Origin of the sequence: Leclercia adecarboxylata, from assembly GCF_006874705.1 — a bacterium.
GTDB classification, from domain to species: domain Bacteria; phylum Pseudomonadota; class Gammaproteobacteria; order Enterobacterales; family Enterobacteriaceae; genus Enterobacter; species Enterobacter adecarboxylatus_C.
Genome location: NZ_CP035382.1, coordinates 237,655 through 261,804 on the forward strand (window position 1 = coordinate 237,655; position 24,150 = coordinate 261,804).

Genomic DNA, 24,150 nt, shown 5'->3' on the forward strand with positions numbered 1-24,150 from the left:
CTTCGCTCCTTATTCGGTCAGCCAGCTAGCCTGGCGCTGCAACACCGGCAGCACCGGACGGCGGTGGTTCATCTCCGGCAGGGCATTGATCAGCCCCTGCGTATAGGGATGTTTTGCGTTGTGCAGGTCACAGGCGGCAATCGACTCCACCACCCGCCCGGCGTACATCACCAGTACCCGGTCGCAGAAGCTGCGCACCAGGTTGATATCGTGACTGATAAAGATCAGCCCCAGCCCGCGGGACTGGACTAAATCGTCCAGCAATCCCAGCACCTGCAACCGCACCGAGACGTCCAGCGCCGAGGTCGGTTCATCGGCGATCACCAGCTCCGGGTCGGTGATCAGCATCATGGCGATCATGATGCGCTGCCCCTGCCCGCCGGAGATCTCATGCGGATAGAGCTGATACACCCGTTTCGGCTGGCGAATACGCACCACATCCAGCATCTCCAGCACTTTGGCTTTCGCCTCCGCCTTGCGCCCCGGATGGTGGGTCAGCCAGGCCTCGGCAATCTGATCCCCAACGCAGACCACGGGGTTCAGGGAGTATTTCGGATCCTGCATGATCATCGAGATGCGCTTGCCGCGAATGCCGCGCATCTGCGCTTCGCTGACGCTGCGCAGATCGACGTCGACGAACTGCATCCGGGTGGCGGCGATCTGCGCCTTTGCCGGGTGCAGGCGCAGCAGCGCCCGCCCGACGGTGGATTTCCCCGAGCCCGACTCGCCGACAATCGCCAGCTTCTCGCGCCCGAGCTGAAAGGAGACGCCGCGCACCGCGTTGGTCACCGCGCGTCCGTTGATAAAGTCGACGTGCAGATCGCGCACGTCCAGCAGTGGCGCATCAGTTGCTGCGAGGATCGAGGATGTCACGTAAGCCATCTCCTAAGAAGTTGAACGCCAGGCTGTTAATCAGAATTGCCAGCCCCGGAATAGTCACTACCCACCAGCACTCCATCATGTAGGTTCGCCCGCTGGAGATCATCGCCCCCCACTCCGGCTCCGGCGGCTGTGCGCCGAGACCGAGGAAGCCGAGACCGGCGGCGGTCAGGATGATCCCCGCCATGTTCATGGTGATACGGATAATCACCGACGGCAGGCACAGCGGCACAATGTGACGCCACAGCACCCGCACCGGGGAGGCCCCCTGCAGACGCACGGCGGAGATAAAATCGGCCTGGCGCAACGACAGGGTTTCGGCGCGGGCCAGGCGAGCAATCGGCGGCCAGGCGGTGATGGTAATCGCAATCACCACGTGCTCCAGCCCCGGACCGAGGGCGGCGACAAAGGCCAGCGCCAGCACCAGGCTCGGGAAGGAGATAAAGATATCGGTGACGCGCATCAGCACTGCGTCGACCTTGCCGCCAAAGTACCCGGCGGTAACCCCCAGCAGCAGCCCCAGCGGACCGACGGTGACCGACACCAGCAGCACGATATAGAGCGTGATGCGCGAGCCGTACACCAGGCGGCTGAAGATATCCCGGCCAAACTCGTCGGTGCCAAACCAGTGCTGCGCGTTCGGCGCCACCAGGGCGTTATTCAGATCCTGCACCAGCGGGTTGTACGGTGCAATCCAGGGCGCGAAGGCCGCAACAATCAACAGCAGCAGGATGATGCCGCCGCCAATGGCCGTCAGCGGGTTGCGCGCCATCTGCCCGACAAAGCCGAAGCTGCGACGGGCCATCCGCGCCAGGCGCTGGCGTCCTTCGCTGCGAACGGGCTGCAGCGGTGTATCCAGAGAAACGGTCATGATTTCGTCCTCGGGTCAAAAAGTTGATACAGCATGTCGGAGAGCAGGTTGAGCATCACGAAGATCATCCCCACCAGCAGGACGCAGCCCATCACCGCGTTCATGTCCCCCAGCAGCAGGCTGCCGGTGAGATAGGAGCCAAAGCCCGGCCAGGAGAAGACGGTTTCAATCAGCACCGCCCCTTCCAGCAGCGAGCCGTAGGCCAGCGCCACCACGGTGAGCAGCTGCACCAGGATGTTGCGAAACGCGTGGTTCCAGATCACCTGCCGCTCGGTTAAACCTTTCACCCGGGCAGTGATGATGAACTCCTGCGACAGCTGGGCCAGCATAAAGCTGCGGGTCATGCGGCTGATGTAGGCCAGGGAGTGGAAGCCCAGCAGCGAAGCCGGCAGCACCAGATGGTTAATGGCGTTCCAGAACACCGCACTATTGCCTGCCAGCAGGGCATCGATGGTCATCAGTCCGGTGCGACGCGGGACCAGGCCATCCAGACCCAGATCCAGCCGTCCGGCGCCGCCCACCCAGCCGAGCCAGGCGTAGAACAGCAGCAGCCCCATCATCCCGACCCAGAAGATCGGCGTGGAGTAACCGGCGAGGCTGATGATGCGCACTACATAATCTGAGACGCTGTTACGACGTGCGGCGGCCAGCACCCCCAGCGGAATGCCTAACCCGGCCCCGACAATAATCGCCATCGTCGCCAGCTCAAGGGTCGCCGGGAAGACGCGCATAATGTCGTCCAGCACCGGTTTGCCGGTCAGCAGGGCATTGCCGAAATCGCCGTGCAGCAGGTTGTTCAGGTAGATACCGAACTGGGTCAGCAACGATTTATCAAAGCCCAGCTGCTGATAAACCTGCTGATAGGTGCTGTGGTCGGCATCCGGGCCGACAATCGCCAGCACCGGATCCACCGGCATCACCCGGCCGATAAAGAAGGTCAGCACCAGCAGGCCGAACAGGGTCACCAGCACCTGGGTTAATCGTTTCGAGAAACGCCGGGTGCGGGAGCCCGGGGCGAGGATCGCAACGCTCATTTTTCACCTCCGGTTTTGTACACTTCCCGCAGGAAGGTGGTGGCCGACGGGTGCGACTGGAAGTTTTTCACTTCGTTGCGCACCACCACCGAGTCGACCATCTGCGACAGCGGGAGCAGGGCCGGGATCAGCTGGTCATAACGCACCTGGATCTGCTGATAGTCGGCGATCTGTTTCTGCGGATCGCGCTCCAGCAGGGCTTTGTCGATCATCTCGTTCAGCGGCTTGTCGTAAAAACCGGTGCGCCAGCCCTGGAAGTTGGTCAGCCGGGCCTCGTCGCTGTTGTCCGGGTTGTAGACCAGCGCGCGCAGGCTGGAGTGCGGATGCGGCTCTACCCCACTGCCGCCGCGCCCGACCAGCATGTCGAACTTACGCTCGCGCATCGCGCCGTAGATCTGGTTCCCGGTGCCGGTGATGATTTTGGCGTTGATGCCCGCCTGCATCAGAGTGGACTGCACGGCGATGGCGATATTAAGGAACGGCTGATCCGCCAGCACCCGCAGGGTGGTGTCGAAGCCGTCCGGGTAGCCCGCTTCCGCCAGCAGCTTTTTGGCGCGGGGGATGTCGAGCTTGTAACCGGGGTCCGGCAGGGTCGACGGCATCCCCGCCTTGATAGGCCGCTGGTGCAGCACGCCGTAGCCCGGCATCAGCGCCTTGTTGATGCCCTGATAGTCAATCAGGTAGCGCACCGCTTCGCGCACTTTCGGGTTGGCGAAGTGCGCCTCCTTCATGCTCATCGCCACGTAGTAGACCGTACCCTTCTGCACGGCTTCTACCGTCAGCTGCGGATCCTTACGCAGGGCGTTGATGTCGGCCACCGCCATATTGCTGGCGATATCCAGATCGCCCTTCTCCACCATCAGGCGCAGGGTTTGCGACTCCTGGAAATGGCGCAGGACCACGCGGTTCATCTTCGGCGCTTCGCGCCAGTATTTCGGGTTACGCTGCATGCGCAGCACGTCTTTTGCCTGCCAGGTCTCCAGCATAAACGGGCCAGAACCGGCTTCGTTGGTGGTCAGCCAGCGGTTGCCCCAGTCGCTGTTGACCTCGTGGCTGAGCACCGTTTTGCGATCCAGCACGCCGAGGTTGCCCAGCGCGCCGAGGGAGTAGATCACCAGCTGCGGATCGTTGGCCTTCGGCAGGGTGAGCTGCAGGTGTAGTCATCGAGGGCTTTAATCTGCTGGTCGATGTTCTTTTTAGAAAACCCATAAGATTTCCACACCGAGGCCTGGGCGAGGTTCAGGTGCAGCAGGCGGCGCATCGACCACACCACGTCCTCGGCGGTGAGCGGATTGCCGGAGTGGAAGGTCACGTTGTCGCGCAGGTGGAAGGTCAGGGTTTTGCCGTCCGGGGAAATGTCCCAGGTCTTCGCCAGCGCCGGTTTGACGTTGGTGAGAGTATTAGGATCCAGTTCCACCAGCGAATCGTAGAGATTGACCACAATGCCGACCACTTCGTTACCGGTCATCGCGGCCGGATCGAGGGTCAGCAGGTTGTTCATATTCATACCGATGATGAGCTGATCGGGCGGCGTTTTCGCGTACGCCGCACCGCTCCCCATCATCAGCGAGAGCGCGAGTAAGCACGCTCCAGCCAGAGAGGTTCGTTTCATGTATATATCGCCTGTAGGGTACGTTTTTATCTGTCAGTCGTGGCTGACGGTATTGGCTTCGATATACGCAAAATTAATGTCTTCGCCGAGTCCCGGGCGCGTCGGCAGGCTGACCATGCCCTCGTCATCCATCGGGTCGATCAGGCTGTGCAGATAGGCCGCTGGTTCGTCGTAATCGAGGAACGGGTGCAGCAGGCCGCGCTCGTACCAGCGGCAGTTCTTGATGGCGCCAATCACCGCCAGGCTCGCCGCGCCGTTGCCGTGCACTTCGCAGTCCATGCCGAACGACTCCGCGAGGTTCGCTACTTTCAGGGTCGGCGAGATACCGCCGACGCCGTTCGATCCGGCGCGCAGGATGTCGCAGGCCCCGGCTTTGATCCAGTCGGCGCGGCTGTGGTGCTTACCGCCCAGGCTTTCCGGCCCGATAATCGGAATGGAGAGGTTTTCCGCCAGCCAGGCGTAGGAGGACATGCTCTCCTCTTCCATCGGCTCTTCGAACCACGCGAAGTTAAGCTTCTCCAGCTCCTTGCCGATGTACAGCGCCTCGGTGCGGCTGTACCAGTGGTAGCCGTCGATCATCAGGTCAATGTCCGGGCCGACCGCTTCACGCACTGCGGCGCAGGCTTTGACGTCCATCTTCGGGTTAGGGGCGAAGGAGACCGGCGGCATCCAGGTGTGCAGCTTGATCGCCTTATAGCCGCGGGCCACCAGCGTCTCGGCGAAGCTGGCGTACTCTTCCGGCGTCGAGAGGCCACCGGGCAGGTCATCCCCGCACATGGTGCTGCCGTAGGCCGGGACTTTGTCGCGGTAGCCGCCGAGCAGTTTCCACACCGGCATATTGAGCTTACGGCCAATCAGATCCCACAGCGCCTGCTCAACAAAACCCAGCGCGCGTTCGGTCAGCTGGTGGGCGCTGCCGCGCTGCCAGTGGGCCAGCTCCTGCCAGATCTTCTCGCGATTAAACGCGTCCTGGCCGACCATCACTTTACGAAAGAAGGTGTTGACCACAAAAGGGCGCACCACTTCCGGCGGTGCAAATGAATACCCTTTGGTGCCATCGTCTGCGGTAATGGTCAGCATCGCCATTTTTGCCAGACCTTCCGGTCCCGGGTGGGAGTGTCCGGCGGTGTCGGAGACCCGGCGCGTGGGATACTGAAAGACGGTGACGTTTACAGATTCGATTTTCATTTTCAGTCCTTAAAACAACGTAGGTTCAGCATGTTCTGTCATTTTGAAAAGCTGTTTCGAAACTAACTGTAAGCGCAAAATTCATCCACTGCCTTAGACAAATTCCGCTAAGCGCTGACCATTTCTTGTGCATCTGCACGGGGGGAAGTGACACTTTTCACAAAAGACCAGGGAAGTGTGAAGTGGATCGGGAGGGATCTTTGAATGAAGTTTTTAGGCCGGGTAAGACGCAGTCGCCACCCGGCTTTTTTACCGCACCGCACCAGATGCGGCAATGCCCGGCGGCGCTACGCTTGCCGGGCCTACGTATTGTGCATGCTGCGAGTACGGTTACGCGATCGTAACTTTCTTATCCAGATAAACATCCTGCACGGCGTTAATCAGCTTCACGCCGTCGGCCATCGACTTTTTAAACGCCTTGCGACCAAGGATCAGCCCCATGCCGCCCGCGCGTTTATTGATCACCGCCGTGCGCACCGCATCGGTGAGATCGGTTTCGCCGCCTGCTGCACCGCCGGAGTTGATCAACCCGGCGCGGCCCATATAGCAGTTCGCCAGCTGGTAGCGCACCAGGTCGATGGGGTTATCGCTGGTCAGTTTGCTGTATACCCGATCGTCGGTATAACCAAATTTGACCGCCTCGTAGCCGCCGTTGTTTTCGGCCATTTTCTGCTTGACGATATCCGCTCCGATGGTGGCCGCCAGATGGTTGGCCTGACCGGTGAGATCGGCGGAAACGTGGTAATCGGTGCCGTCTTTGTTGAAGGCCGGGTTACGCAGGTACGCCCACAGCACGGTCACCAGGCCCAGCTCATGGGCACGCTCGAAGGCGGCGGAGATCTCCTCTATCTGACGGCGCGACTGCTCAGAGCCGAAATAGATGGTGGCCCCTACCGCGACCGCGCCGAGATTGAAGGCCTGCTCAACGCTGGCGTACAGGGTCTGGTCATATTCGGTGGGATAGCTCAGGGTTTCGTTGTGGTTAAGCTTAACCAGGAACGGAATACGGTGCGCGTAACGGCGGGAGACCGACGCCAGCACGCCGTAGGTGGACGCCACGCAGTTACAACCCGCCTCAATCGCCAGTTCCACGATATTCTTCGGATCAAAATAGAGTGGGTTGGCGGCAAAGGAGGCACCCGCCGAGTGCTCCACACCCTGGTCCACCGGCAGGATCGACAGATAGCCGGTCCCGCCCAGACGCCCGGTGTTATACAGCGTCTGCATATTTCGCAGCACCGCCGGCGGACGGTTGTTGTCCACCATCACGCGGTCGACGTAGTCGTGGCCAGGCAGGTAGAGATGGTCGGCTGGAATGGTCATACAACGATGCTGTAACAGGCTGTCGGCGTCTTTGCCAAGCAATTGCGTAATATCAGTCATGGTTTTCCTCCCGTCAGTGCCGACAAAGCGTCGGCGTGTTTTATCCAGGCTCACAGGATTGTAAGCCCCCTAAGCCTGGTCTGCGGGTCGTCAAATTGCCAGCCGTCTACCACCATGCATGAAAATGATGTACCGGGCCAATGCCCTGCCCCACTTCCAGCGTGTCCGCCTGCGCAAGTGCGCAGGAGAGCCAGGCTTTGGCCTCGCGGACGGTATCCGCCCAGCTATCGTGCCGCGGACGCAGCGCGGCCAGCGCGGCCGACAGGGTGCAGCCGGTGCCGTGGGTGTTTTTGGTATTCACCCGAGGAGCCGTAAAGCGCGTGGCCCCGTCGCGGGTAAACAGCCAGTCGGGGCTCTCGGGATCGTCCAGATGTCCGCCCTTCATCAGCACCGCCTCGCACCCCATCGCCAGCAATGCATAACCCTGCGCTTTCATCTCCTGTTCGTTACGGGCATGGGGGGCATCCAGCAACGCCGCCGCTTCGGGCAGGTTGGGGGTGATGAGCGCCACCTGCGGCAGCAGCTTTTTACGCAGCGTGTCGACAGCGGCGTGTGACAGCAGCGGGTCGCCGCTTTTCGCCAGCATTACCGTATCCAGCACCACGTTTTTCACCTGATGACGCAGGAGCTGCTCCGCCACCGCCTCGACGATATCGGTTTCGGCCAGCATGCCGATCTTAGTGGTGTCGATGCGTACATCGCTGAACACCGACTCCAGCTGCGCCGCCACGAAATCAGGTTCGATGCGGTAGACCGACTGCACCCCGCGGGTGTTCTGCGCCACCAGGGCGGTGATCACCGAGCAACCGTACGCACCGAGCGCGGAGAAGGTCTTCAGGTCGGCCTGGATCCCGGCCCCGCCGCTGGGGTCGGTGCCTGCGATGGTAAGCGCGTTAATCCGTTTCATCGTTGCGCCCCCAGTTCCCACAGTGCATCCAGAAACGCCGGGGCAAAACTGCCCGGGCCGCGACTAAGCGCCGCCGCCAGCGTGCCGGCCCGCTTCATCCAGCCGCAGGCCGCGGCGATGTTATCCAGCCGGTCCCCGGGCAGCGAGCAGCTGGCCGCCACTACCGCCGACAGGGCGCAGCCGGTGCCCACTACCCGGGTCATCAGCGGATCGCCGCCGGTAATTGTCTGGGTACGCAGTCCGTCAGTAACGTAATCCACCTCCCCGGTCACCACCACAATGGCATTGGTCTGCCGCGCCAGCGCCTGGGCTGCCGGCAGGGCGCTGGCCGCCGTGTCGGTGGTGTCCACTCCGCGCCCGCCTGCGCTCATCCCGGCGAGGGCAAGGATTTCAGAGGCGTTGCCGCGAATGGCCGCCGGTTTCAGGGCGAGGATTTGCTGGCAAAAACGGGTCCGGTACGCCAGGGCGCCCACGGCCACCGGATCGAGGGTCCAGGGTTTACCCGCCGCCACCGCGCTTTCAATCGCCCGGCGCATCGCCTGAGCGCGCGAGGAGGTCAGGGTCCCGACGTTAATCAGCAGCGCATCGGCAATAGCGGAGAACTGTTCGGCCTCTTCGGCTTCAATCACCATCGCCGGAGAGGCCCCGAGGGCCAGCAGTACGTTAGCGGTAAAGGTCTGCACCACGTCGTTGGTCATGCAGTGGGTCAGCGGGGAACGGGTTCGGAAGTGGTGTAAGGCGTGTAAATTAAGCAGGTCAGGCTGCATGGTATCGCTCCTGCCTTGCGCGAAGAAGCGATTGCCCGGAGGGCATCTGACTTCCCTACGCTGGCATTATCCAGATCAGGTGGTACGGGTATTTCTCAGCCTTCACAAAGAAGGGCACCCCGAGTCAAATAAATCAAAATCAAAAGCTTGCGATTAATGCTCCTCATTAATCCCTGATCAGGATAGTAATGCCAGCGGGAAGTCTTGTAAACGGCAAAAGCGGCCCTTTTGGTCTATGTGTGACAGGTTGAGTGACACAATGTGTGCCATGTAGAATGCTCTTAAGTTATCAACTACCGCATAAAAAAAGAGGTCATGATGGATTTACAAGCATGGGATAACGTTATCTCTATCGCTTCGAATGCTGTAACAGGTTTAAGCGTGGTTGCTGGCGTCATCTTCGGCGGGGTTAAACTTCAGGAGATGGTGAAAAACAAGAAAATGGAGCAAGCTTTCGCCTCTGCAATAGCGCTTAAAGGTGAGATTGATGCTACGAGGGGCCGTTATAATCGTATGCGTTTTGACCTTACACGCATAATGACTTTTATCGACACGCTCGCAAAGTCTGGTCAAAAAGTAGATCAAGAAAGCTACTATCAGATTCAAGGTTCCTTGAGAGATATGGCGGAAAACACCTTTCGTATTGGTAGCTGTTTCGTCAAAGTTAGCCACTATAACGTTGCCATTAAACAACCAGCTTGGGAACCATTTAACGCTCTTCTACACTCTGCTGGTGAAACGCAAATAGCTATATCGAAATTAGTAAACCTCATCACGCAGGCCTTGCTTAAAGAGCAGATAACAACGGAGGAATTCGAGACAATTCGTAATCTTTATGATGAACATGGTGAACAGATGAAAGGCGTTAATTACGCTATCGCCGGGATAGATATTATTAAATTTGATGAATTGTTTGACTTCAGCAAAGTTAATAAAAAAAGCCGGGATTAACCCGGCTCTTATGTTTTCAGTTTTCGTTGTCTCTGTTCGTTGAGGTAGTATCTGATAGCCCCCTCAAGCCCTAGTCGCTCGACCTTATCGAGAAATGAAGAGCGCGGAATATCTCCTAGCGCCCTGCATAGCCCACTAACATTAATCAGTTCGTTATCATCCAGCGTTTTAACGTGAGAGATAACCAAAGGCACTCCACCGACACCTGAAATTGTAATTCTCATTCTATCCCCTCTTCATCTATAAATGCGGCGGGGAGCAAATCGCTCCCCGAAATCCGTTGTTGATCGCTACTTACTCACCCGTTGAGGTGGTCAGTTTGGTAATCATCGATAGATCATAGATGAGCGGCAGAACGCCAAATTCTGACATCACGGTTTTGTTACCCAGGCGGTCATCAAAGCTGTACTGGAAAAACTCAGCTCGTGTACCCGCAGCGGCAATCTTCGCATTACGTGAGGCAGGACCGGAGACGACTTCCAGTGGGGTATGGTCTGACGGAATAATGTTGTCTGCAAACACAGGAACCATTACAGCACTACCAGCAGATAGATATTGCTCATAGCCGATGACATTAACAAACACGAGACCATCCAATTCAAAAGCGCTAAAGGCCGGGAGGTTTGCTCGTACAGCACTATTAAACAGCGTGGACTGAGGTAGAACGCCATGAGCGACTAGGGTACGGATCTCGGCGTGATATTTCACTGACTTATAGAAAGTCGGGTCACACAGAACCACGATACCTTTGAGAGCCTTAACCCAGCCGCCAAGGTTGACACGTAGTGCAGTTGCGGCGGTGTCCAGTGACTCCAGCGGACCAGTTGAACCAACATCGATTACAGCGCTGGAATAATCCTCACCGAACTCTTCAGAGAAATCGACAACCTGCTGTTGAGTATATGGTGTGTTAACGACACCAGTAAACAGCGCCCTGGCGAGTACATCTTCTTTTGTGGTACGGAACTTCATATACTGGCGGATTGATTCATCGCTAACCAGCTCGTCCATATTCTGCTGGCGCTGCGTGCCGGGACGGCGAATCCCCTGGAACATGCTCGCGTCAACTTCACCTGATAGTACCCAATGTGGAATTTCCAGTAAGCGGTTCAGACTCAGATCCCGCTCTGTGCCAACCAGTTCCGTCCCATAGCGGTTCACAGACTCCGCAACGGAGATTTTGCCAGCTCGCAAGTCGTCCGTTTCAATTTTTGGTGTATCGCTATGTTTTTCTTGGAAGATGCCTAATTCCTGAATCAGGAAATTATTTCCGAAAGGCTTAGTGAAAACGCCAGTGAAATCGTTATATTTAAAATCCATTTTTATTGTCCTTATTCAGAAACACGATTCAGGCCAGAGGCCTCAATTTGAGCGATAGCATTCGTAACGGCGGTTGCATCGGTGCCAATCAATCCGGCTCGGTTCAGTACACAACCACGGTCAACCACAATCACAGGGACATTCGAGCCTGCCTTGTGGCTATCAAGAGCGATCAACAGGTCATTACCTGACTCATAAGCGGTGCCATCACTGGCTAACAGAGTGCCAGGAACAGTATCAATTGCCAGAGTGGTAAAAACTCGGGTCTTATGTGAGAACACAGGATCGTCACGGTAAATTACTACGTCACGGAAGGAGCGTTCTTCTGTAGCTACAATCATCATTAACTCCATAGTTTTTTTATATTATTTGTACATCCGACATATTCGTCAGACGGCAGGTAAGAAAAACGCCAATTAAGGCGTTTAACGGTTTTTTACATGTCAGAAAAAGCCGTGGCGGGAAATAACCCGCCCGGTAGTAGGAGAAATAACGATGATGTTATTGATTTCTGACAGTAGGAATGAGGGAGCAACACCGCCAATTGCGGACATCCACGACCGTTAGAAAGCGGCGTTGGCTCGGTGCCAGTTTGCATCATGGCAAGATGACCGACGAGGAGAGCGCCGGATTAATGGCCTAATCCAGGGTGACCCGGAGTAGTACGTCTTTTCTGAATACAACCAGCGGTTGGCGAAAACCTTCCCGTGAGAGTAGGCCGCTTAGCGGTGAACCAGAGGTTCATCACTTCGTGACCGGAGAGAGTGCGGATATTGGCTGTATTTAGAAAAGGCGCTCTTGGCGAAGCGCACTTTATATTTTGTAAGGAGAAGGAATGACAACGGCTGTTGTACGCACATATAATTTAAATTATCACCCTATGCAATTATTTTATCACGAATGATTATCATTTGCAACAAATTTCACGGAAAGCTATTGATTTCTCGATAAATTTGATATGGGAGCGTCAGATTTAACGCTCCTTGTCTAGTTAGCCAGAAATACCCAAGATAAGGTTGGTATTTTTCCTGTCCTGTTCCTGTACCTCAGCCTTAATTGCATCGCTGAATTTGCTATCGTCAATGCTGAGTTTAACCTCGTTGGTCACAGTCAGATCGGCCTTGCCCTCAACACTGAATGGCTTGCCAAGGTTCATACCATAAGCAAGATTATCAATGCCCGGTAGTTGTGCCATGCCTGCGGTAGTTGGCTGAAGTCCGGGTAAGGTATTCATCCCCGAAAACGCATTAGTGAAGCCCTGCGCATGGTCAGCAAAGAAGTTTTTGATATCAGTCCAAAGGGTTGGCTTGTCGTTGTTGGCCTGCACTTTAGCAAGGAAGCCCTGTGGATCGGCCTGAATATCATCAAGCTGATTGTTTAGGCTAACACCTGCCATGATTGCAGGTAGACCGATTGAGATGCCCCCACCTTTAGCTGGTTTGCCCTCTTTCCCTGGTTTGGTGTTATCTGTTCCCGGTGTGGAAATGCCACCAAGAGCGCCGATCCCGGCGAGAGTCCCAAGCAGACCTTTCAACGGATTCGCGAAGCTTACAAGCCAACGAAGAGCGCCAGCCAACTTGAAGAGCGCCCCAGTGAATATAGCAATTCCTGCCGCGTACGCTGCTGTATTGCCGAATCCCTCGAATGTCTTGGACAATTGAGGAACATACTTCTTGATCAGCGCTTCAATGAGAATGAAGCTGTTATAAACAGTGTAACCAGCATCGGTGAAACCTTTAATCACGTTGCCTGCAATGCTTCCCAGCGTCTTAAATGCGTCCTGGTTGCTGTCAATTGCATCTGTCAGACCATTAAACGTATCGGTAAGCTGACTGCCGAAGCCCGATTCAAAGAAATTCTTCTGTGCAAGCTGCATCGTTGTACGTAAGCGCATCATTGCAACACGATTAGATTTCAGTGACTTCTCAAAAGCGCCACCCTTCTGTGCTGCTGCTTTGAATTCGTCACCAACAAGCGGAAGGATATCTTTCGCCAGCAGTTCACCGTTTTTCATCATTGCCATGAGGTCTTTTTCGGTAAGGTCTGTCCGGCCTTTCAGCTTATTCAGTGCCTTGACGAAGATCCCAACGGCGTTAGGCAGTGCATCACCAAGCTGTCCCTTAAGCTCTTCAGCCTGCACCGTGCCTTTTGAATACATTTGGTTAAGAGTGAGCAAGGCGCGACTCTGCTCTTCACCAGTGGCCCCTAATACGGTTCCGTACTGGCTGACACCTTCAAACAGGTTTTTGATCTGGCTATCGGTCGCTTTTCCAACGGCTGAGGCGTAAAACTTAACGTAGTCTTTCGATGTCTGTTGCAGGTCAAGACCAAGGGAAAGCGCCTGCTTCTGTAGATATGACATTTCCTGCGCGGCTTTCTGACTATCACCAGTGACGGCCTGTAGACCAGACATCATTGATTCGAAGTCTTGCCCGGTCTGCATGATAGTTTTGCCGATCCCAATGGTCGCCCCGATGGTGATCGCTGTTCCTGCATGGTTAAGCAAACTGGTATCCAGGCCCGTCACTTTAGCTTTAACTGGGAGCGTTATCGGCTTTTTGATTAGCCCGCCCTGCTGCCTTAATCCCTGTTGTAGCTTGCTCACCCTGGCGTTGTACTCTCCAAGCGCCATTGAACCAGCATGATATTTTTTCGTTAGTTGGCTAAAATCCTGAATCGCTTGTGCTCGCTGGCGTGGGGTCAGGTTATAACCGTTGGTCGCAGTGGAAAAACGAATGCCTTTAGCTCGGATCAGTTGTGTTCGCTTCTCTAGGTCGGCCTGTTCACGCTGTGCTCTGATTGCTTCACTGAGACCTCGGACACTTTTTGGAATAAGACCGCCCGCCGCTGGGTTGCGTGCTGCAATACTTGCCATACGTTGGGCGCGGCGCTGCTCATTGGTCGCTGCACGGGCATTGATAGCGGCCTGCTTCTGGGCTTCAGCGGTTAATCGCTGATTGAGCTTCAATCTCTGCGTTTCTGCTCGCGCCTGCTGTAGCTGAGTCTTGCCGTTGGTTTGTTGTAGCTTTCGTGTCGCCTGATCGAATGATTTTCCCGCTGACTCAGCAAATTTTTTAAGACTCTTGATTTTGTTGCGGGCACGGTTGAAGGAGTTTTGATCAACCTGCCAGCTAACACGGTTGATTGTAGATGTTACAATAATGTTGCCATTAGCCATTACACCCCCTGCTGCTTGATGATATTGCCGTAACGATCAGGATCGGATTTTGCGAGAGCAGCAGCCGCTGCTTTAGCTTTCGCCAGCATTTCAGGATCGATATGGTCAGCGGTATGTGAGACAACCGGACGGCTCTCAGCACCCAGAAATTTTTTAATCCGTTGTTCAGCACCAAAGGTGTCTCGCATTGGCGAGAAGGCTTCGCCCCGTTTATCCGTGGGTGTTTCAGCTGGGGCTGATTTGAGCAACTCCGGATGCTTCGTCAGAAAGTCATTGGTGACGCTCTTCAGATTGTCCCGCGCTTTTTGGAGTTCGTATTCCTCCGGTGTCATGCCATGCATCGTTGCAAACAGAGCATTTTTAATGCTGTACAGGGTCATATTTGTGTTCCTTCAGTAATCGGCAAAGCAAGCCGATCCCGGATAACAGACAATGGGCGACCATTGCCGACAATGGGATCAGCGATATGTATTCAAGTAGGGTCAAGATTGGGACTAATGCAGGCGTGGTGAACGTCGCTGTGGGTTCTTCTGTTTTCTGGCGACCGTTTTTCGGTATTCGATAAACAGCGGATCGGTCTGGGCAGGCATCCGTGATGCCATTTCCTGATCGCTCACTCCGTCACGTTGAAGAAACTTGATCACAGAAAATAGAGGTAACTGGAGGTCAACACAGATTTTTTCAAGCAGCGCGCCACTATCGAAATATTCTCTAACAGTGCGTTTCATCGTCCATTGGGAGGTGTACGCCACCCTACGGAATCGAGGATTCCAGGTCTTAGCCAGTTCAGCTACAAACTCAGGATCGATCCTTAATAGTAAGGCAACCTTGCCGGGTGATACCCCATGCGAAAGCAGAGTTTTTGCGGTTTTAAGGACTGATTCATCACGGCGGCGTGTCTTGAAGAGGCGTTTTAAGTCTTGGTTTGGTTTTTCAGCCGTCAGGCTGTTGGCAATATCACACAATTATTCCTCCAGTATCAGAATGGTGCATCAGGCCAAGTAGCTGTTGTAGGGCGATCAACAGGAACCACACAAGCCTCATTAACCACACGGTTATCATCAAAATCATCATCCGGTGCGACAGATTTAAAACTAGCTCTCTGGCGAGGGAACTCAACAACATTTCTCCGAGTCACCGCATCATTAGCGGGTAAAGAAGCATCGACAGGAATATCCACAGAAGATACAGATCCGGTTGGTTCAACAGCAGGCGCGGCAGTCTCAGAAGCCACAGTAGTTGGTTGTTCGTGTTTTTGCTGTTGTTTCTGCTCATCTTTGCCGCTCTCCTCGGCTTTAACTTTCTGATTTTTTGCGATGGTTACTACTGCGTCGCCTTGCTGTGACAACCCAGCGTTTTGTTCTGCTAAAATTTCCTCAGGATCTTTAACTGTGTAGTCAGTATGGGAGATCTCTTTACTACCTGGCTTACGGGCTGGCGTTGCTGTAATCCATCCCATTTTTACGAGCACCTTCACTTTTTTCTGAACAGTTGAGAGGCCCATACAACAGCAATCAGCAATGTATTGTTGAGAAGGACGGATCTCTCCTGTCGTTTTCTTCCAACCAAGTAGGTGACTGTAGACAGCCATAATTTCTGGGCTGTTTTTCACTCCGTTGAAGCGCTTGATGCGAGCAACCGGAATCACCCAAGGGGAAAAAGTATCAACCGTGATCGGTTTGTCTTCGTTCGGCTGCGGTAGGGATTCGTAAAGTTTACTTTCTGCTTTCTCGGTCGTCATAATATCCTCGCTGGTTATCTGTTTTATTCTTTTCAATGATTTTTGCCGCTGTTTGCAGCAGTTCACTACATAATTTTGCCATTGGCATGTCGCGGTGGTTCGCCTCTTTCAGCAATATGCGGTAGGTGTCATCCGGGAATGAAATGTTCATGCATCTTTTCTCCTGTACGTCAGATATGCGGGTACGCCCCTGCGATCATGTTGGCGATCAGGGGTAAGAAGCCGTGTTTGCGGCGATTTCGTTTGGTGGCGTTGCTGCCAACGGTTCTTAAAAACGAGGGTTAGCGGTGTTTCTCAGGGTCAACACCATACTTCTTAAGATCTTCGCGAGCCTCGGAGAGAATAAGCGCTAATACCTGTTTCTCATGCAGGGCAATTCCAACGCGATCACGGTACAGGCAGATATACCCATTGATGACATCTGAGAAGATATCAGTTATCTCTTCCCCTGCGGCTATACGGGGATTAACAGGCTTGAGAATGTTTTTTATTGCCTGACGGTAACGAGCGTTACGCTTCTGCTCCAGTTTATGCTGACGGAGCATTTCAAGGGCTTTCTTGGTGTTTCGCTTATTCGTACCAACACGGTTTTGGAAGCTATAAAGCGCAGAGGTAGTGGTGATGTTATGGACTAAGGCGTTAAAAATTTCTTCGGCAGTTGCGACTTGAAAGTCGATGGCGGCTGTTCTCAAATGGTCTCCTATATTCAGCTTAGTGTTTATTAATTCAGTATGTACATATTAACAGTTAAAACAATCTTTGTCAAACCTTGTTTTTATGTTTAATGATAAGTCAACATTATTTTTGTAAAGATTAAATCTAACGCGGTCTTATACTATGAATCAAATCTCTTTGTCAATCCCTTTCATCACAAAACGCCCTCAGACGCTCTATACGCCTTTCAGCAAACAAAGCGGTACAAAGTCACCAACAACAAGAGAAAGGCTCTCAGAACGCGATACAAGCCGCTGTACGGTGATGCTGGTCATCATGGCATAGCCACCGAATTACAGGGCCGTTGGTTAGGCACACTATCGCCTTGCGAGATTGAGGGGGGACCGCCGCCCCTCCAAGGGGGAGAGTACGTCGCGTTTAAAGCTCCTGGCTTCATCGAAGCCGTTCACATTGTACTGCCGCGCTTGCGCTTGTCTTCCACACATCTAAAGAGGCGTAGCTGTTTACGTAATAACTACAAACCCAACTAGTTAAACGCAGGTTTAACCCTGTTTTTGAATTTAAGGTCTTTAAGATCTTATAGGTGTTTTTATTAGTGGTTTTATAAATGCTCTTATACAACGTCTCTCAGAAGACACCTCCCCTCTGGTGGAAGACACGTATCTTCCAATAGAAGACACCCTCTCCTCTGACAGAAGACACCCCCTTACCTAGTGATTAACAGCACAGCGTCATCCCTTCTTGCTGGCACTTCCAGCTGTAAGTAAGTAACCTCGTTCCATCAGCGAACATAAGGAAGCAACATGGAATTCATCCAAGGCAAAGACAGCTTTAACGAGATGGCAACCGGAATACTGGTGAAACTGTTTGCGGACTATCCGTCTCACTCGGAATTTGACTATTCGGATTGGGGCTGGAATGACGAGCGTAGTGAGCTGTTGCGTAACACCCTGTATGCACTAAGGGATATGGGCTACATCCAAATAATCTCCTCAACAGATATGGACTACGCCGCTAAGTTAGCTCCTCCCGGCCTGAGTGTCCTCACTCAGAAAGCCCCGACTTCAGGTGATACAATTATTAACGTCCTCAAAAGTGCAGCAGGTGAAAGCCGTTCAGCGGTGATCGGTGCCGTCATAGGTTGGATTTTCGGCGGGAAATAATAGGGTTTAAATACCCGTTAATTACGGTTAATTGATAGGAAATCCTGCCTGTTGTCACTGGCTAGCCTGTGGGATGTGATAACCGATATGGTATCGGATATTCAACGAAGCTTTGCGAGTGCTGGATGCGTTAAATCTGTCAACCAAATGTGTGTCAAACCAGTTTACATCCCTCTTCATCTCGAACCAAAAATAAATTTTCTTCGCAACCTTCTGAAAATGTCTTGATTTCTGTAGGTATTGAGCCGCCTGTATCGCGCTGTATGATGTCGTGGATCGTGGGTGTGCAGTTTACATCTAGTGGGGGATAACGCCGCTACGGGCTTCTGGTGGAGCATACGGGGCTATTGATGGGGCAGTTCACATTTGTGTGGAAAAGGAAGGAACGGTGACAACCAAGCCGGGCGAATATCGCTTGTTGGTGGGGGTTATCTGGTGATGAAACCGGGCTAATGCGTGTATTGTCATGGTTCAGGCTGCACTGACTTCACATTAAATAATACTGGCTCTATCCAACCCCTTTTTTGTGGGAAAACATCAGAAAAGAAGCATCAGAGGCGATAAAAAGGCTATGCAAAAACACCCCTCATTTATGCAGCATTTATGCACTCTTTTTTATGGTCTTCTTGCAAGCAAAACTCTCTAAATAAGGCCTTTAACCTGATTCGATCATGAGTGCTGATCTGGTTAGTCGCATAACGTACATTATGTTAAATAGGACCAAAATTTAACAAATATAACAACTTGCTATGGCTGGCAGACCTGTACGATATTTAACCAAGAATCTCAATTTCTATTGACCTCTTACGTTCTCCACTAGGCAGATCCATCTCAGAGCCGTAGTATTTTCAGCGGTCGATCATATTTTCATTTTTTTTTCTACATTATTGACATCTTGTCCAAGCCTTACGGGGCGAGGACTTACGCTTTTTTATCCTTTCACAACCTGAATTTAACCTCAAAATCAACTCTTGTGCTGAAAAGAATCCTTACTAAGATATTGCACATATAGGGATATAATAGTCTTCGCTCTCTATATGTAGTGGTTAAGTATGAATAACAGGCATAAAAAAACCGGATTCATTTTCACGAATCCGGCTTACAAAGCATGACCAATAGGAGTCGCCAAACTCGTATGAATCTTAGCCTTGCCTTCATTTCTGACGGCTTGATTGTGCCAGGCAAAGAGGATCATGTAAACCTTAAAATCACGCTCACAAGGAGCATTGCATGACCATTTGTAAACAGTCACACCGTTACAACACTCTTTTCATCAGCTTACCTCACGATCAAGGTGGTGAAGGTCGCCATAAATGTTGTGGATGCGCTTACGATCAAGGTTACCGTGCTGGTTTAGCCCGTACAGGCCAACCTTGGGTTGACTTAGCCGCCTTACCTGATAGTCAGGCGGGAACCGTTCGCCACAAAAGTCCTCAGGCAGCGTTTGCTGATGGTTATCGTGATGGTGTGCGTGAATCCTACCGTCACGCTGGTTAATGTTGAATTAAGGGGCTTCATGCCCCTTCCTCTTTTAAGGAATAAAAATGGACAAACGCTATCAGGTTTTTGTAAGTTCAACGTTCACGGACTTAGAAGAAGAACGAAAACATGTAATTCAGACATTAATGGAAATGGACTGTATTCCGGCCGGAATGGAGTTGTTTCCTGCAATTGATGAAGAGCAGTGGGAATTTATAAAAAAAATAATTGATGACTGTGATTATTATTTGCTGATCATCGGTGGTCGTTATGGCTCTGTTGCAGAGGACGGCCTAAGTTACACCGAAAAGGAATTCGATTATGCAGTCTCTAAAGGTTTACGTGTTGTTGTTTTAGTGCATGAGGATCCGGAAAGTCTGCCATTAGCCAAATCAGAAAAAGACTCTGCTCTCAGAGAAAAACTCAACTTATTCATTGAGAAGGCATCAACTAATCGTCTTCGAAAAACATGGTCCACTGCTCGAGATTTGCCAGGACTGGTCGCTCTGAGTATGAGCAAAACAATAAAAACCTATCCAGCAGTCGGATGGGTTAGAGCGAATCTGACAAGCTCTGAAAACGATTTACGTGCAATGGTCGAACTGCAAAAAGAAAATGAATTGTTGAAAAAGGAACTGTCAAAGACGACATCGCATCACAACCAAATGCCAGACTTAAACTTGGCAGATTTTGATGATGACTTTGAATTCAACTGTCTTTCAGTTTTTCCACATTATGGGCAAAGAAGCTGGTCTGTGACAATGAAATGGAGTGACATTTTTCATACAATATCTCCCTACCTCACTCAGTATTATTCGGAATCAAATGTGTCGTCAACAATTGCTGAAACAGCGAAAAGTCTTGCAGAGCAAGGCGGAACATCCCCTAGAGTTAGCTCTCAGGATCTCAAAACGATAGGCGTGCAAATGCGTGCATACGGTTTAATCAAAATAGACTATTTAAAAACGACTAATGGTAGTATGAATACTTTCTGGTCATTAACAGAAGCAGGACAGGTTAAAATGCTGAAAACTAGAACGATAAAAAAGCAAGCTCAAATAGAAACAGAGTAATTCCCTTTGATTTCGCCCCATTACTTGGGGCGATTTTTGCTCATAAAATGAAGACAATCCTTCGGGAATCTTAGTATTATTTTTCCCAGCATAAGCCATCAATTACATAACATACCGTAGAAAGTGGGAAAGTATGAAGATAGCGCCTGGTGATTCCTGAGCCGCTCTTCTCATGACCAACCACCTGCTGCAAGTGCGCCAAGTTCCCAACCCAGCCAGCTAAGGAAGCTGAAATCATGGTGTGTCTAAATGAATGCACCAGCCGCCGCTGTCCATAATCATCAAGATACGGAATACCAAGCTGATCGCGAACATCAGCTAACACTTTGCCGATCTTCGGCATGTTTTTACCCGATACAGGCGAGAAGATTTTCTCTTTCCACTGACGGATAACAAAATCAAGGAAACCCCACTCAATCAGTTTTGGGTGGATGGTAACTTGTCGCGTTGCGTTCTCAGTTTTCCCCTGCCCTCCTTCTGCGATTAGGAGATAGTGCCGCTGGCTATCTTCATCGAATTTGATCTGCGACTTCTCCAGCTTGGCGATCTCCCCTCTTCTGGCTCCCGTATACGCCAACAACAGAATGATCCACTTCTGCCAGCCGTCAGGCTGCTTGAGCGCCCACCCCACAAACTTTCTCATTTCTGCCACACTGTATGCGCCAAACCTCGCTTTTGACGGTGCGGCGACTACTCCATCAGTGGGAGACTTTTCCAGAATATCTTTGTTGTCAGTCAGGAAGGTTTTGAACAGAGATTTATAAATCTTCAAATGCTTGTGGATAGACTCAGCGCCTACTAAATCCTCAGGCGGGACATCATCACACTCAATCAGTTGCTGAACAGTCATCGACCGATAAGGCTGCACAACGCGCTTAGGCAAGTTTTCAACAACTTCCATCACCTGCTTGATATCTTGTTTTGTGATGATCGTTACATCGGTTGATGCGCCAAGGACAATGAACAGGACTTCCATAAAGCGCTCATTGGCCTGTGAAATTGCCTTCGTCCAGTTCTGAGCCTTCTCCTTTTTGTACATATTCCACGCACCAGCCAGCGTTAGCACTTCTTTTGGTTCATCTTGCTTTTGTGACTTAGTAACTGCTGCCGGGGTAACAGTCTCCCGGTATTCCTGAGCAACCAACGGCTGAATATTACTCTGCTCATTATTGATGAATTGTTGAACCAGCCAGTGTTCACTCTGCTGCTTTAAGCGGTTGCTGAAATCTGAAAGACGTTGACCAAACTGATCCGGGTGGATGGTTCCACGTTTGACTAAGGGAATGGCTGGAGAAACAAATGACATCAGGAGTTGCGCGTGGCTGTGGCTATCAGTCTCTAACGACCGACGGAAATATTTATGACCCGACAGGCGAAAGCTGACGTAGTAGATCCCGTTACGGATGATGGTGTGATTGATAGATGTGTGTGCCATTTTGTTTGTCTCTGTGAGTGACAACATAACAAAATGAAGAGAAAAAACCGTGCAAGTATTTGATTTATATCTTGGATAATCGCCAGGACTACGCTGGCATTATCCAGATCAGGTGGTACGGGTATTTCTCAGCCTTCACAAGGAAGGGCACCCCGAGTCAAATTACATAAGATGATGTAATCACGGCAGCGTAGAGGATGCGTCTGGCAATAGCAAGAACCTTTCTGCTACCGCGATGCCTCACCAGGATTACGCCCATAACTTTAGCTATTCGTGCTAAATGTGATCTTCATCAACCTGAGGGTACTGGCCTTCCGGGATAGTAACCGTGCGCAATGATTGCGTTACTAATATAGAAACCGGCTACGAAATTCCAGAACAAAGATAAAGGTTAATGTATGAAAAAGATTCTGTTGGTGGGTGTGGTTGCAGCGCTTCTCGCGGGCTGCGTCTCTGAAGAACAGCGGTTAGCACAGTGTGAGGCAAAAGGCGTCAGCCGTGATGCGTGCTATATCGCCGACCAGAACCGTCAGGCCACCATCAATGCCGCCGCTGAGAAACAGGCCCTGGAGAATGCCCATGCCGCCATACAGCATGCGCAGGCAGCGCGTATTGGCGACCCGCTGCGTGAAGCCTCTTTTAGCGCCAACGGCATCAAAGCCACCATCAACAATGGTTTCACTCAGGCCACCATCAATGGCAAAAAAGCCACGGTAAAGCGTTCGAATGCGAACTTCTACGAAATTAAAGGGGCCGGTTACGTTCTGTCGATCTCCCTTGATATTGACGGCGTCACCGATGCGTCATGGAATAAAAACAGGGGTCGCGATCATGGGATTCTGAACGTCGTTCAAAATACTCCTAAAGCATTCTAAAATACCCCACTTTTTTCCGCAGAGCGCTCCCCAGGAAACCTCAGTAGCCATGCGGGGTTACGGCTTACGCGCGTTGTTTCAACGCGCGTAACAAAACGATAAACAATTAACCATTGAGCCCCGCGCAAAAAGGCTCTATATTGGCCGCGATTTTTGATGCCCTTCTCATTTTCTTAATTAATTATTCAATCGTGGCCACGTGCTGAGCTGCGGTTGTAGGAGTGATATGATGACGGATAAAGTCCGTATTGATACTTTGAATGCCTCTTCTTTCAAAACCAACGAAACCTATCTGGCCCGTCAGGCCGAAATGGAATCCAATGTCAGGAGTTATCCGCGCAAGCTGCCTTTAGCCATTACTAAGGCGGATGGGGTGTGGATCACCGATGCGGATAACAAAGAGTATCTTGATTGCCTGGCCGGAGCGGGAACGCTGGCGCTGGGTCATAACCATCCTGATGTGCTGAAAAGCATCCAAAGTGTCATTACCAGCGGCTTGCCGTTACATACCCTGGATCTGACCACGCCGTTGAAAGACGCGTTCTCAGAATACCTGCTCTCCATGCTGCCAGGTCAGGGCAAAGAGTACTGCCTGCAGTTTACCGGCCCATCCGGTGCGGACGCTGTTGAAGCCGCGCTGAAGCTGGCGAAAAAAGTGACCGGCCGTAGCGGCATTATCAGCTTCTCCGGTGCCTATCACGGCATGACCCACGGCGCGCTGTCCGTGACCGGCAACCTGTCTCCGAAAGAAGCGGTTGACGGCATGATGCCGGAAGTGCAGTTCATGCCTTACCCGCACGAGTACCGCTGCCCGCTGGGTATCGGCGGTGAAGCAGGCGTGAAAGCCCTGACCTACTACTTCGAAAACCTGATCAACGACGTTGAGAGCGGCGTGCGTAAACCTGCTGCCGTGATCCTGGAAGCCGTTCAGGGCGAAGGCGGCGTGAACCCGGCACCGGTTGAGTGGCTGCAACGCATCCGTAAAGTGACCGAAGAGCACGGCATCCTGCTGATCCTCGACGAAGTGCAGGCTGGCTTTGCTCGTACCGGTAAATTCTTCGCCTTCGAACACGCGGGTATCCAGCCAGACATCGTGGTGATGTCCAAAGCTGTCGGCGGCGGTCTGCCGCTGGCCGTTCTCGGTATCAAAAAGCAGTTCGATGCCTGGTCTCCGGGTCACCATACCGGTACTTTCCGTGGCAACCAGCTGGCGATGGCGACCGGACTCACCACCCTGCAGATCCTCAAAGAGCAGAACATTGCCGATAAAGTTGCCGCCCAGGGCGAGTGGCTGAAGGCGAAGCTGGTTGAGCTGCAGAAACGCTATCCGGTTATTGGTCACGTGCGCGGTCTGGGCATGATGATTGGTATCGAGATTGTTAAACCGCACGAAGCTGCCGACCATATGGGCTGCTTCCCGGGCGACGGCGAGCTGTCCGCGCTGATCCAGAAGAAATGCTTCGAAGCCGGTCTGATTCTGGAGCGTGGCGGCCGTAACGGTAACGTGGTGCGTCTGCTGCCTTCCCTGCTGATCAGCGATCAGGAGCTGAACGTGTTCCTGGACAAATTTGAGCAGGCGCTGCTTGCTGCGGGCGTTCGCCCAGTCTAACCGGAGACAA

Annotated in this window: 23 protein-coding genes, 1 pseudogene and 2 riboswitches; of the genes and pseudogenes, 6 read left to right on the plus strand and 18 right to left on the minus strand. The window is 52.5% G+C overall.

Annotation, left to right across the window (positions count from 1 at the left end; genetic code table 11):
- Window positions 1-9: 9 nt before the first annotated feature.
- The 8 genes and pseudogenes from ES815_RS02200 to thiM form a co-directional block, all read right to left on the minus strand.
- Window positions 10-873, minus strand: a complete 864-nt coding sequence (locus ES815_RS02200) for an ABC transporter ATP-binding protein (RefSeq protein ID WP_142490004.1) — start codon at window positions 871-873, stop codon at window positions 10-12.
- Window positions 845-1,750, minus strand: coding sequence for an ABC transporter permease (locus ES815_RS02205; protein ID WP_142486412.1), 906 nt, complete (start codon window positions 1,748-1,750; stop codon window positions 845-847). Before ES815_RS02205 ends, ES815_RS02200 begins: the two co-directional genes overlap by 29 nt.
- The gene (locus tag ES815_RS02210; protein ID WP_142486413.1) at window positions 1,747-2,784 is read right to left on the minus strand and encodes an ABC transporter permease; all 1,038 of its coding nucleotides are present in this window, start codon (window positions 2,782-2,784) and stop codon (window positions 1,747-1,749) included. The genes ES815_RS02205 and ES815_RS02210 overlap by 4 nt, the downstream gene beginning before the upstream one ends.
- Window positions 2,781-4,396, minus strand: a pseudogene (locus tag ES815_RS02215) (ABC transporter substrate-binding protein). Before ES815_RS02215 ends, ES815_RS02210 begins: the two are co-directional and overlap by 4 nt.
- A gap of 33 nt (window positions 4,397-4,429) precedes the next feature.
- A complete protein-coding gene (locus ES815_RS02220) occupies window positions 4,430-5,584 on the minus strand; it encodes a mandelate racemase family protein (protein ID WP_142486414.1) in 1,155 nt (384 codons plus the stop codon).
- A 330-nt stretch (window positions 5,585-5,914) separates the two neighbouring features.
- On the minus strand, window positions 5,915-6,967 hold the full coding sequence (gene fbaB, locus ES815_RS02225; protein ID WP_142486415.1) for a class I fructose-bisphosphate aldolase: 1,053 nt from the start codon (window positions 6,965-6,967) through the stop codon (window positions 5,915-5,917).
- A 106-nt stretch (window positions 6,968-7,073) separates the two neighbouring features.
- Window positions 7,074-7,874 (minus strand): bifunctional hydroxymethylpyrimidine kinase/phosphomethylpyrimidine kinase, encoded by an 801-nt coding sequence (gene thiD, locus ES815_RS02230; protein WP_142486417.1) that lies wholly within the window; start codon window positions 7,872-7,874, stop codon window positions 7,074-7,076.
- Window positions 7,871-8,641: a hydroxyethylthiazole kinase gene (gene thiM, locus ES815_RS02235; RefSeq protein ID WP_142486418.1), complete on the minus strand. Its 771-nt coding sequence runs from the start codon at window positions 8,639-8,641 to the stop codon at window positions 7,871-7,873. The genes thiD and thiM overlap by 4 nt, the downstream gene beginning before the upstream one ends.
- Before the next feature lie 35 nt (window positions 8,642-8,676).
- Window positions 8,677-8,773: riboswitch (TPP riboswitch) on the minus strand.
- Between the two features lie 183 nt (window positions 8,774-8,956).
- On the opposite strand from thiM, the gene ES815_RS02240 reads away from it, so the two are divergent.
- The gene (locus ES815_RS02240; protein ID WP_260609655.1) at window positions 8,957-9,592 is read left to right on the plus strand and encodes a hypothetical protein; all 636 of its coding nucleotides are present in this window, start codon (window positions 8,957-8,959) and stop codon (window positions 9,590-9,592) included.
- Between the two features lie 8 nt (window positions 9,593-9,600).
- Here the strand turns inward: ES815_RS02240 and ES815_RS02245 are convergent, their stop codons facing one another.
- The 9 genes from ES815_RS02245 to ES815_RS02280 form a co-directional block, all read right to left on the minus strand.
- Entirely contained in the window at window positions 9,601-9,816 is a 216-nt protein-coding gene (locus ES815_RS02245) for a hypothetical protein (RefSeq protein ID WP_142486419.1), read from the minus strand.
- A 70-nt stretch (window positions 9,817-9,886) separates the two neighbouring features.
- Window positions 9,887-10,912, minus strand: coding sequence for a major capsid protein (locus tag ES815_RS02250; protein ID WP_142486420.1), 1,026 nt, complete (start codon window positions 10,910-10,912; stop codon window positions 9,887-9,889).
- A gap of 11 nt (window positions 10,913-10,923) precedes the next feature.
- Window positions 10,924-11,256, minus strand: coding sequence for a hypothetical protein (locus ES815_RS02255; protein ID WP_260609656.1), 333 nt, complete (start codon window positions 11,254-11,256; stop codon window positions 10,924-10,926).
- 647 nt (window positions 11,257-11,903) lie between these two features.
- Complete coding sequence (locus ES815_RS02260; RefSeq protein ID WP_142486421.1) at window positions 11,904-14,090, minus strand: tape measure protein; 2,187 nt, start codon at window positions 14,088-14,090, stop codon at window positions 11,904-11,906.
- Entirely contained in the window at window positions 14,090-14,470 is a 381-nt protein-coding gene (locus ES815_RS02265) for a hypothetical protein (RefSeq protein ID WP_142486423.1), read from the minus strand. Before ES815_RS02265 ends, ES815_RS02260 begins: the two co-directional genes overlap by 1 nt.
- Window positions 14,471-14,584: 114 nt before the next feature.
- Window positions 14,585-15,055 (minus strand): hypothetical protein, encoded by a 471-nt coding sequence (locus ES815_RS02270; protein WP_142486425.1) that lies wholly within the window; start codon window positions 15,053-15,055, stop codon window positions 14,585-14,587.
- 14 nt (window positions 15,056-15,069) lie between these two features.
- Window positions 15,070-15,831, minus strand: coding sequence for a hypothetical protein (locus ES815_RS02275; RefSeq protein ID WP_142486426.1), 762 nt, complete (start codon window positions 15,829-15,831; stop codon window positions 15,070-15,072).
- On the minus strand, window positions 15,806-15,982 hold the full coding sequence (locus ES815_RS23720; RefSeq protein WP_185902375.1) for a hypothetical protein: 177 nt from the start codon (window positions 15,980-15,982) through the stop codon (window positions 15,806-15,808). Before ES815_RS23720 ends, ES815_RS02275 begins: the two co-directional genes overlap by 26 nt.
- A gap of 130 nt (window positions 15,983-16,112) precedes the next feature.
- Window positions 16,113-16,523, minus strand: coding sequence for a hypothetical protein (locus ES815_RS02280; RefSeq protein WP_142486427.1), 411 nt, complete (start codon window positions 16,521-16,523; stop codon window positions 16,113-16,115).
- 786 nt (window positions 16,524-17,309) lie between these two features.
- Here ES815_RS02280 and ES815_RS02285 point away from each other — a divergent pair.
- The 3 genes from ES815_RS02285 to ES815_RS02295 all read left to right on the plus strand — a co-directional run bounded on the left by ES815_RS02285 (window position 17,310) and on the right by ES815_RS02295 (window position 20,221).
- Window positions 17,310-17,669: a hypothetical protein gene (locus ES815_RS02285; RefSeq protein WP_142486428.1), complete on the plus strand. Its 360-nt coding sequence runs from the start codon at window positions 17,310-17,312 to the stop codon at window positions 17,667-17,669.
- A gap of 1,230 nt (window positions 17,670-18,899) precedes the next feature.
- On the plus strand, window positions 18,900-19,166 hold the full coding sequence (locus ES815_RS02290; protein WP_142486430.1) for a hypothetical protein: 267 nt from the start codon (window positions 18,900-18,902) through the stop codon (window positions 19,164-19,166).
- Between the two features lie 47 nt (window positions 19,167-19,213).
- Entirely contained in the window at window positions 19,214-20,221 is a 1,008-nt protein-coding gene (locus ES815_RS02295; protein WP_142486431.1) for a DUF4062 domain-containing protein, read from the plus strand.
- 76 nt (window positions 20,222-20,297) lie between these two features.
- Here the strand turns inward: ES815_RS02295 and ES815_RS02300 are convergent, their stop codons facing one another.
- Window positions 20,298-21,656, minus strand: coding sequence for an integrase (locus ES815_RS02300; protein ID WP_142486433.1), 1,359 nt, complete (start codon window positions 21,654-21,656; stop codon window positions 20,298-20,300).
- Between the two features lie 68 nt (window positions 21,657-21,724).
- Window positions 21,725-21,821, minus strand: a riboswitch (TPP riboswitch).
- Between the two features lie 233 nt (window positions 21,822-22,054).
- On the opposite strand from ES815_RS02300, the gene ES815_RS02305 reads away from it, so the two are divergent.
- Together ES815_RS02305 and ES815_RS02310 are read left to right on the plus strand one after the other, a co-directional pair.
- Window positions 22,055-22,531, plus strand: a complete 477-nt coding sequence (locus ES815_RS02305) for a hypothetical protein (RefSeq protein ID WP_142486435.1) — start codon at window positions 22,055-22,057, stop codon at window positions 22,529-22,531.
- Window positions 22,532-22,757: 226 nt separating this feature from the next.
- Window positions 22,758-24,140, plus strand: a complete 1,383-nt coding sequence (locus ES815_RS02310) for a diaminobutyrate--2-oxoglutarate transaminase (protein WP_039031094.1) — start codon at window positions 22,758-22,760, stop codon at window positions 24,138-24,140.
- The last annotated feature ends 10 nt before the right edge of the window (window positions 24,141-24,150 follow it).

Excerpts from the sequence above, each read along its gene's own strand:
- ES815_RS02305 (WP_142486435.1), top strand. The coding sequence starts at position 22,055 with ATGAAAAAGATTCTGTTGGTGGGTGTGGTTGCAGCGCTTCTCGCGGGC.
- ES815_RS02245 (WP_142486419.1), bottom strand. The coding sequence starts at position 9,816 with ATGAGAATTACAATTTCAGGTGTCGGTGGAGTGCCTTTGGTTATCTCT.
- ES815_RS02265 (WP_142486423.1), bottom strand. The coding sequence starts at position 14,470 with ATGACCCTGTACAGCATTAAAAATGCTCTGTTTGCAACGATGCATGGC.
- thiD (WP_142486417.1), bottom strand. The coding sequence starts at position 7,874 with ATGAAACGGATTAACGCGCTTACCATCGCAGGCACCGACCCCAGCGGC.
- ES815_RS02220 (WP_142486414.1), bottom strand. The coding sequence starts at position 5,584 with ATGAAAATCGAATCTGTAAACGTCACCGTCTTTCAGTATCCCACGCGC.
- ES815_RS02210 (WP_142486413.1), bottom strand. The coding sequence starts at position 2,784 with ATGAGCGTTGCGATCCTCGCCCCGGGCTCCCGCACCCGGCGTTTCTCG.
- ES815_RS02310 (WP_039031094.1), top strand. The coding sequence starts at position 22,758 with ATGATGACGGATAAAGTCCGTATTGATACTTTGAATGCCTCTTCTTTC.
- ES815_RS02285 (WP_142486428.1), top strand. The coding sequence starts at position 17,310 with ATGGAATTCATCCAAGGCAAAGACAGCTTTAACGAGATGGCAACCGGA.
- ES815_RS02205 (WP_142486412.1), bottom strand. The coding sequence starts at position 1,750 with ATGACCGTTTCTCTGGATACACCGCTGCAGCCCGTTCGCAGCGAAGGA.
- ES815_RS02300 (WP_142486433.1), bottom strand. The coding sequence starts at position 21,656 with ATGGCACACACATCTATCAATCACACCATCATCCGTAACGGGATCTAC.
- ES815_RS02250 (WP_142486420.1), bottom strand. The coding sequence starts at position 10,912 with ATGGATTTTAAATATAACGATTTCACTGGCGTTTTCACTAAGCCTTTC.
- thiM (WP_142486418.1), bottom strand. The coding sequence starts at position 8,641 with ATGCAGCCTGACCTGCTTAATTTACACGCCTTACACCACTTCCGAACC.
- ES815_RS02240 (WP_260609655.1), top strand. The coding sequence starts at position 8,957 with ATGATGGATTTACAAGCATGGGATAACGTTATCTCTATCGCTTCGAAT.
- ES815_RS02260 (WP_142486421.1), bottom strand. The coding sequence starts at position 14,090 with ATGGCTAATGGCAACATTATTGTAACATCTACAATCAACCGTGTTAGC.
- ES815_RS02275 (WP_142486426.1), bottom strand. The coding sequence starts at position 15,831 with ATGACGACCGAGAAAGCAGAAAGTAAACTTTACGAATCCCTACCGCAG.
- ES815_RS02290 (WP_142486430.1), top strand. The coding sequence starts at position 18,900 with ATGACCATTTGTAAACAGTCACACCGTTACAACACTCTTTTCATCAGC.
- ES815_RS02295 (WP_142486431.1), top strand. The coding sequence starts at position 19,214 with ATGGACAAACGCTATCAGGTTTTTGTAAGTTCAACGTTCACGGACTTA.
- fbaB (WP_142486415.1), bottom strand. The coding sequence starts at position 6,967 with ATGACTGATATTACGCAATTGCTTGGCAAAGACGCCGACAGCCTGTTA.
- ES815_RS02255 (WP_260609656.1), bottom strand. The coding sequence starts at position 11,256 with ATGATGATTGTAGCTACAGAAGAACGCTCCTTCCGTGACGTAGTAATT.
- ES815_RS23720 (WP_185902375.1), bottom strand. The coding sequence starts at position 15,982 with ATGAACATTTCATTCCCGGATGACACCTACCGCATATTGCTGAAAGAG.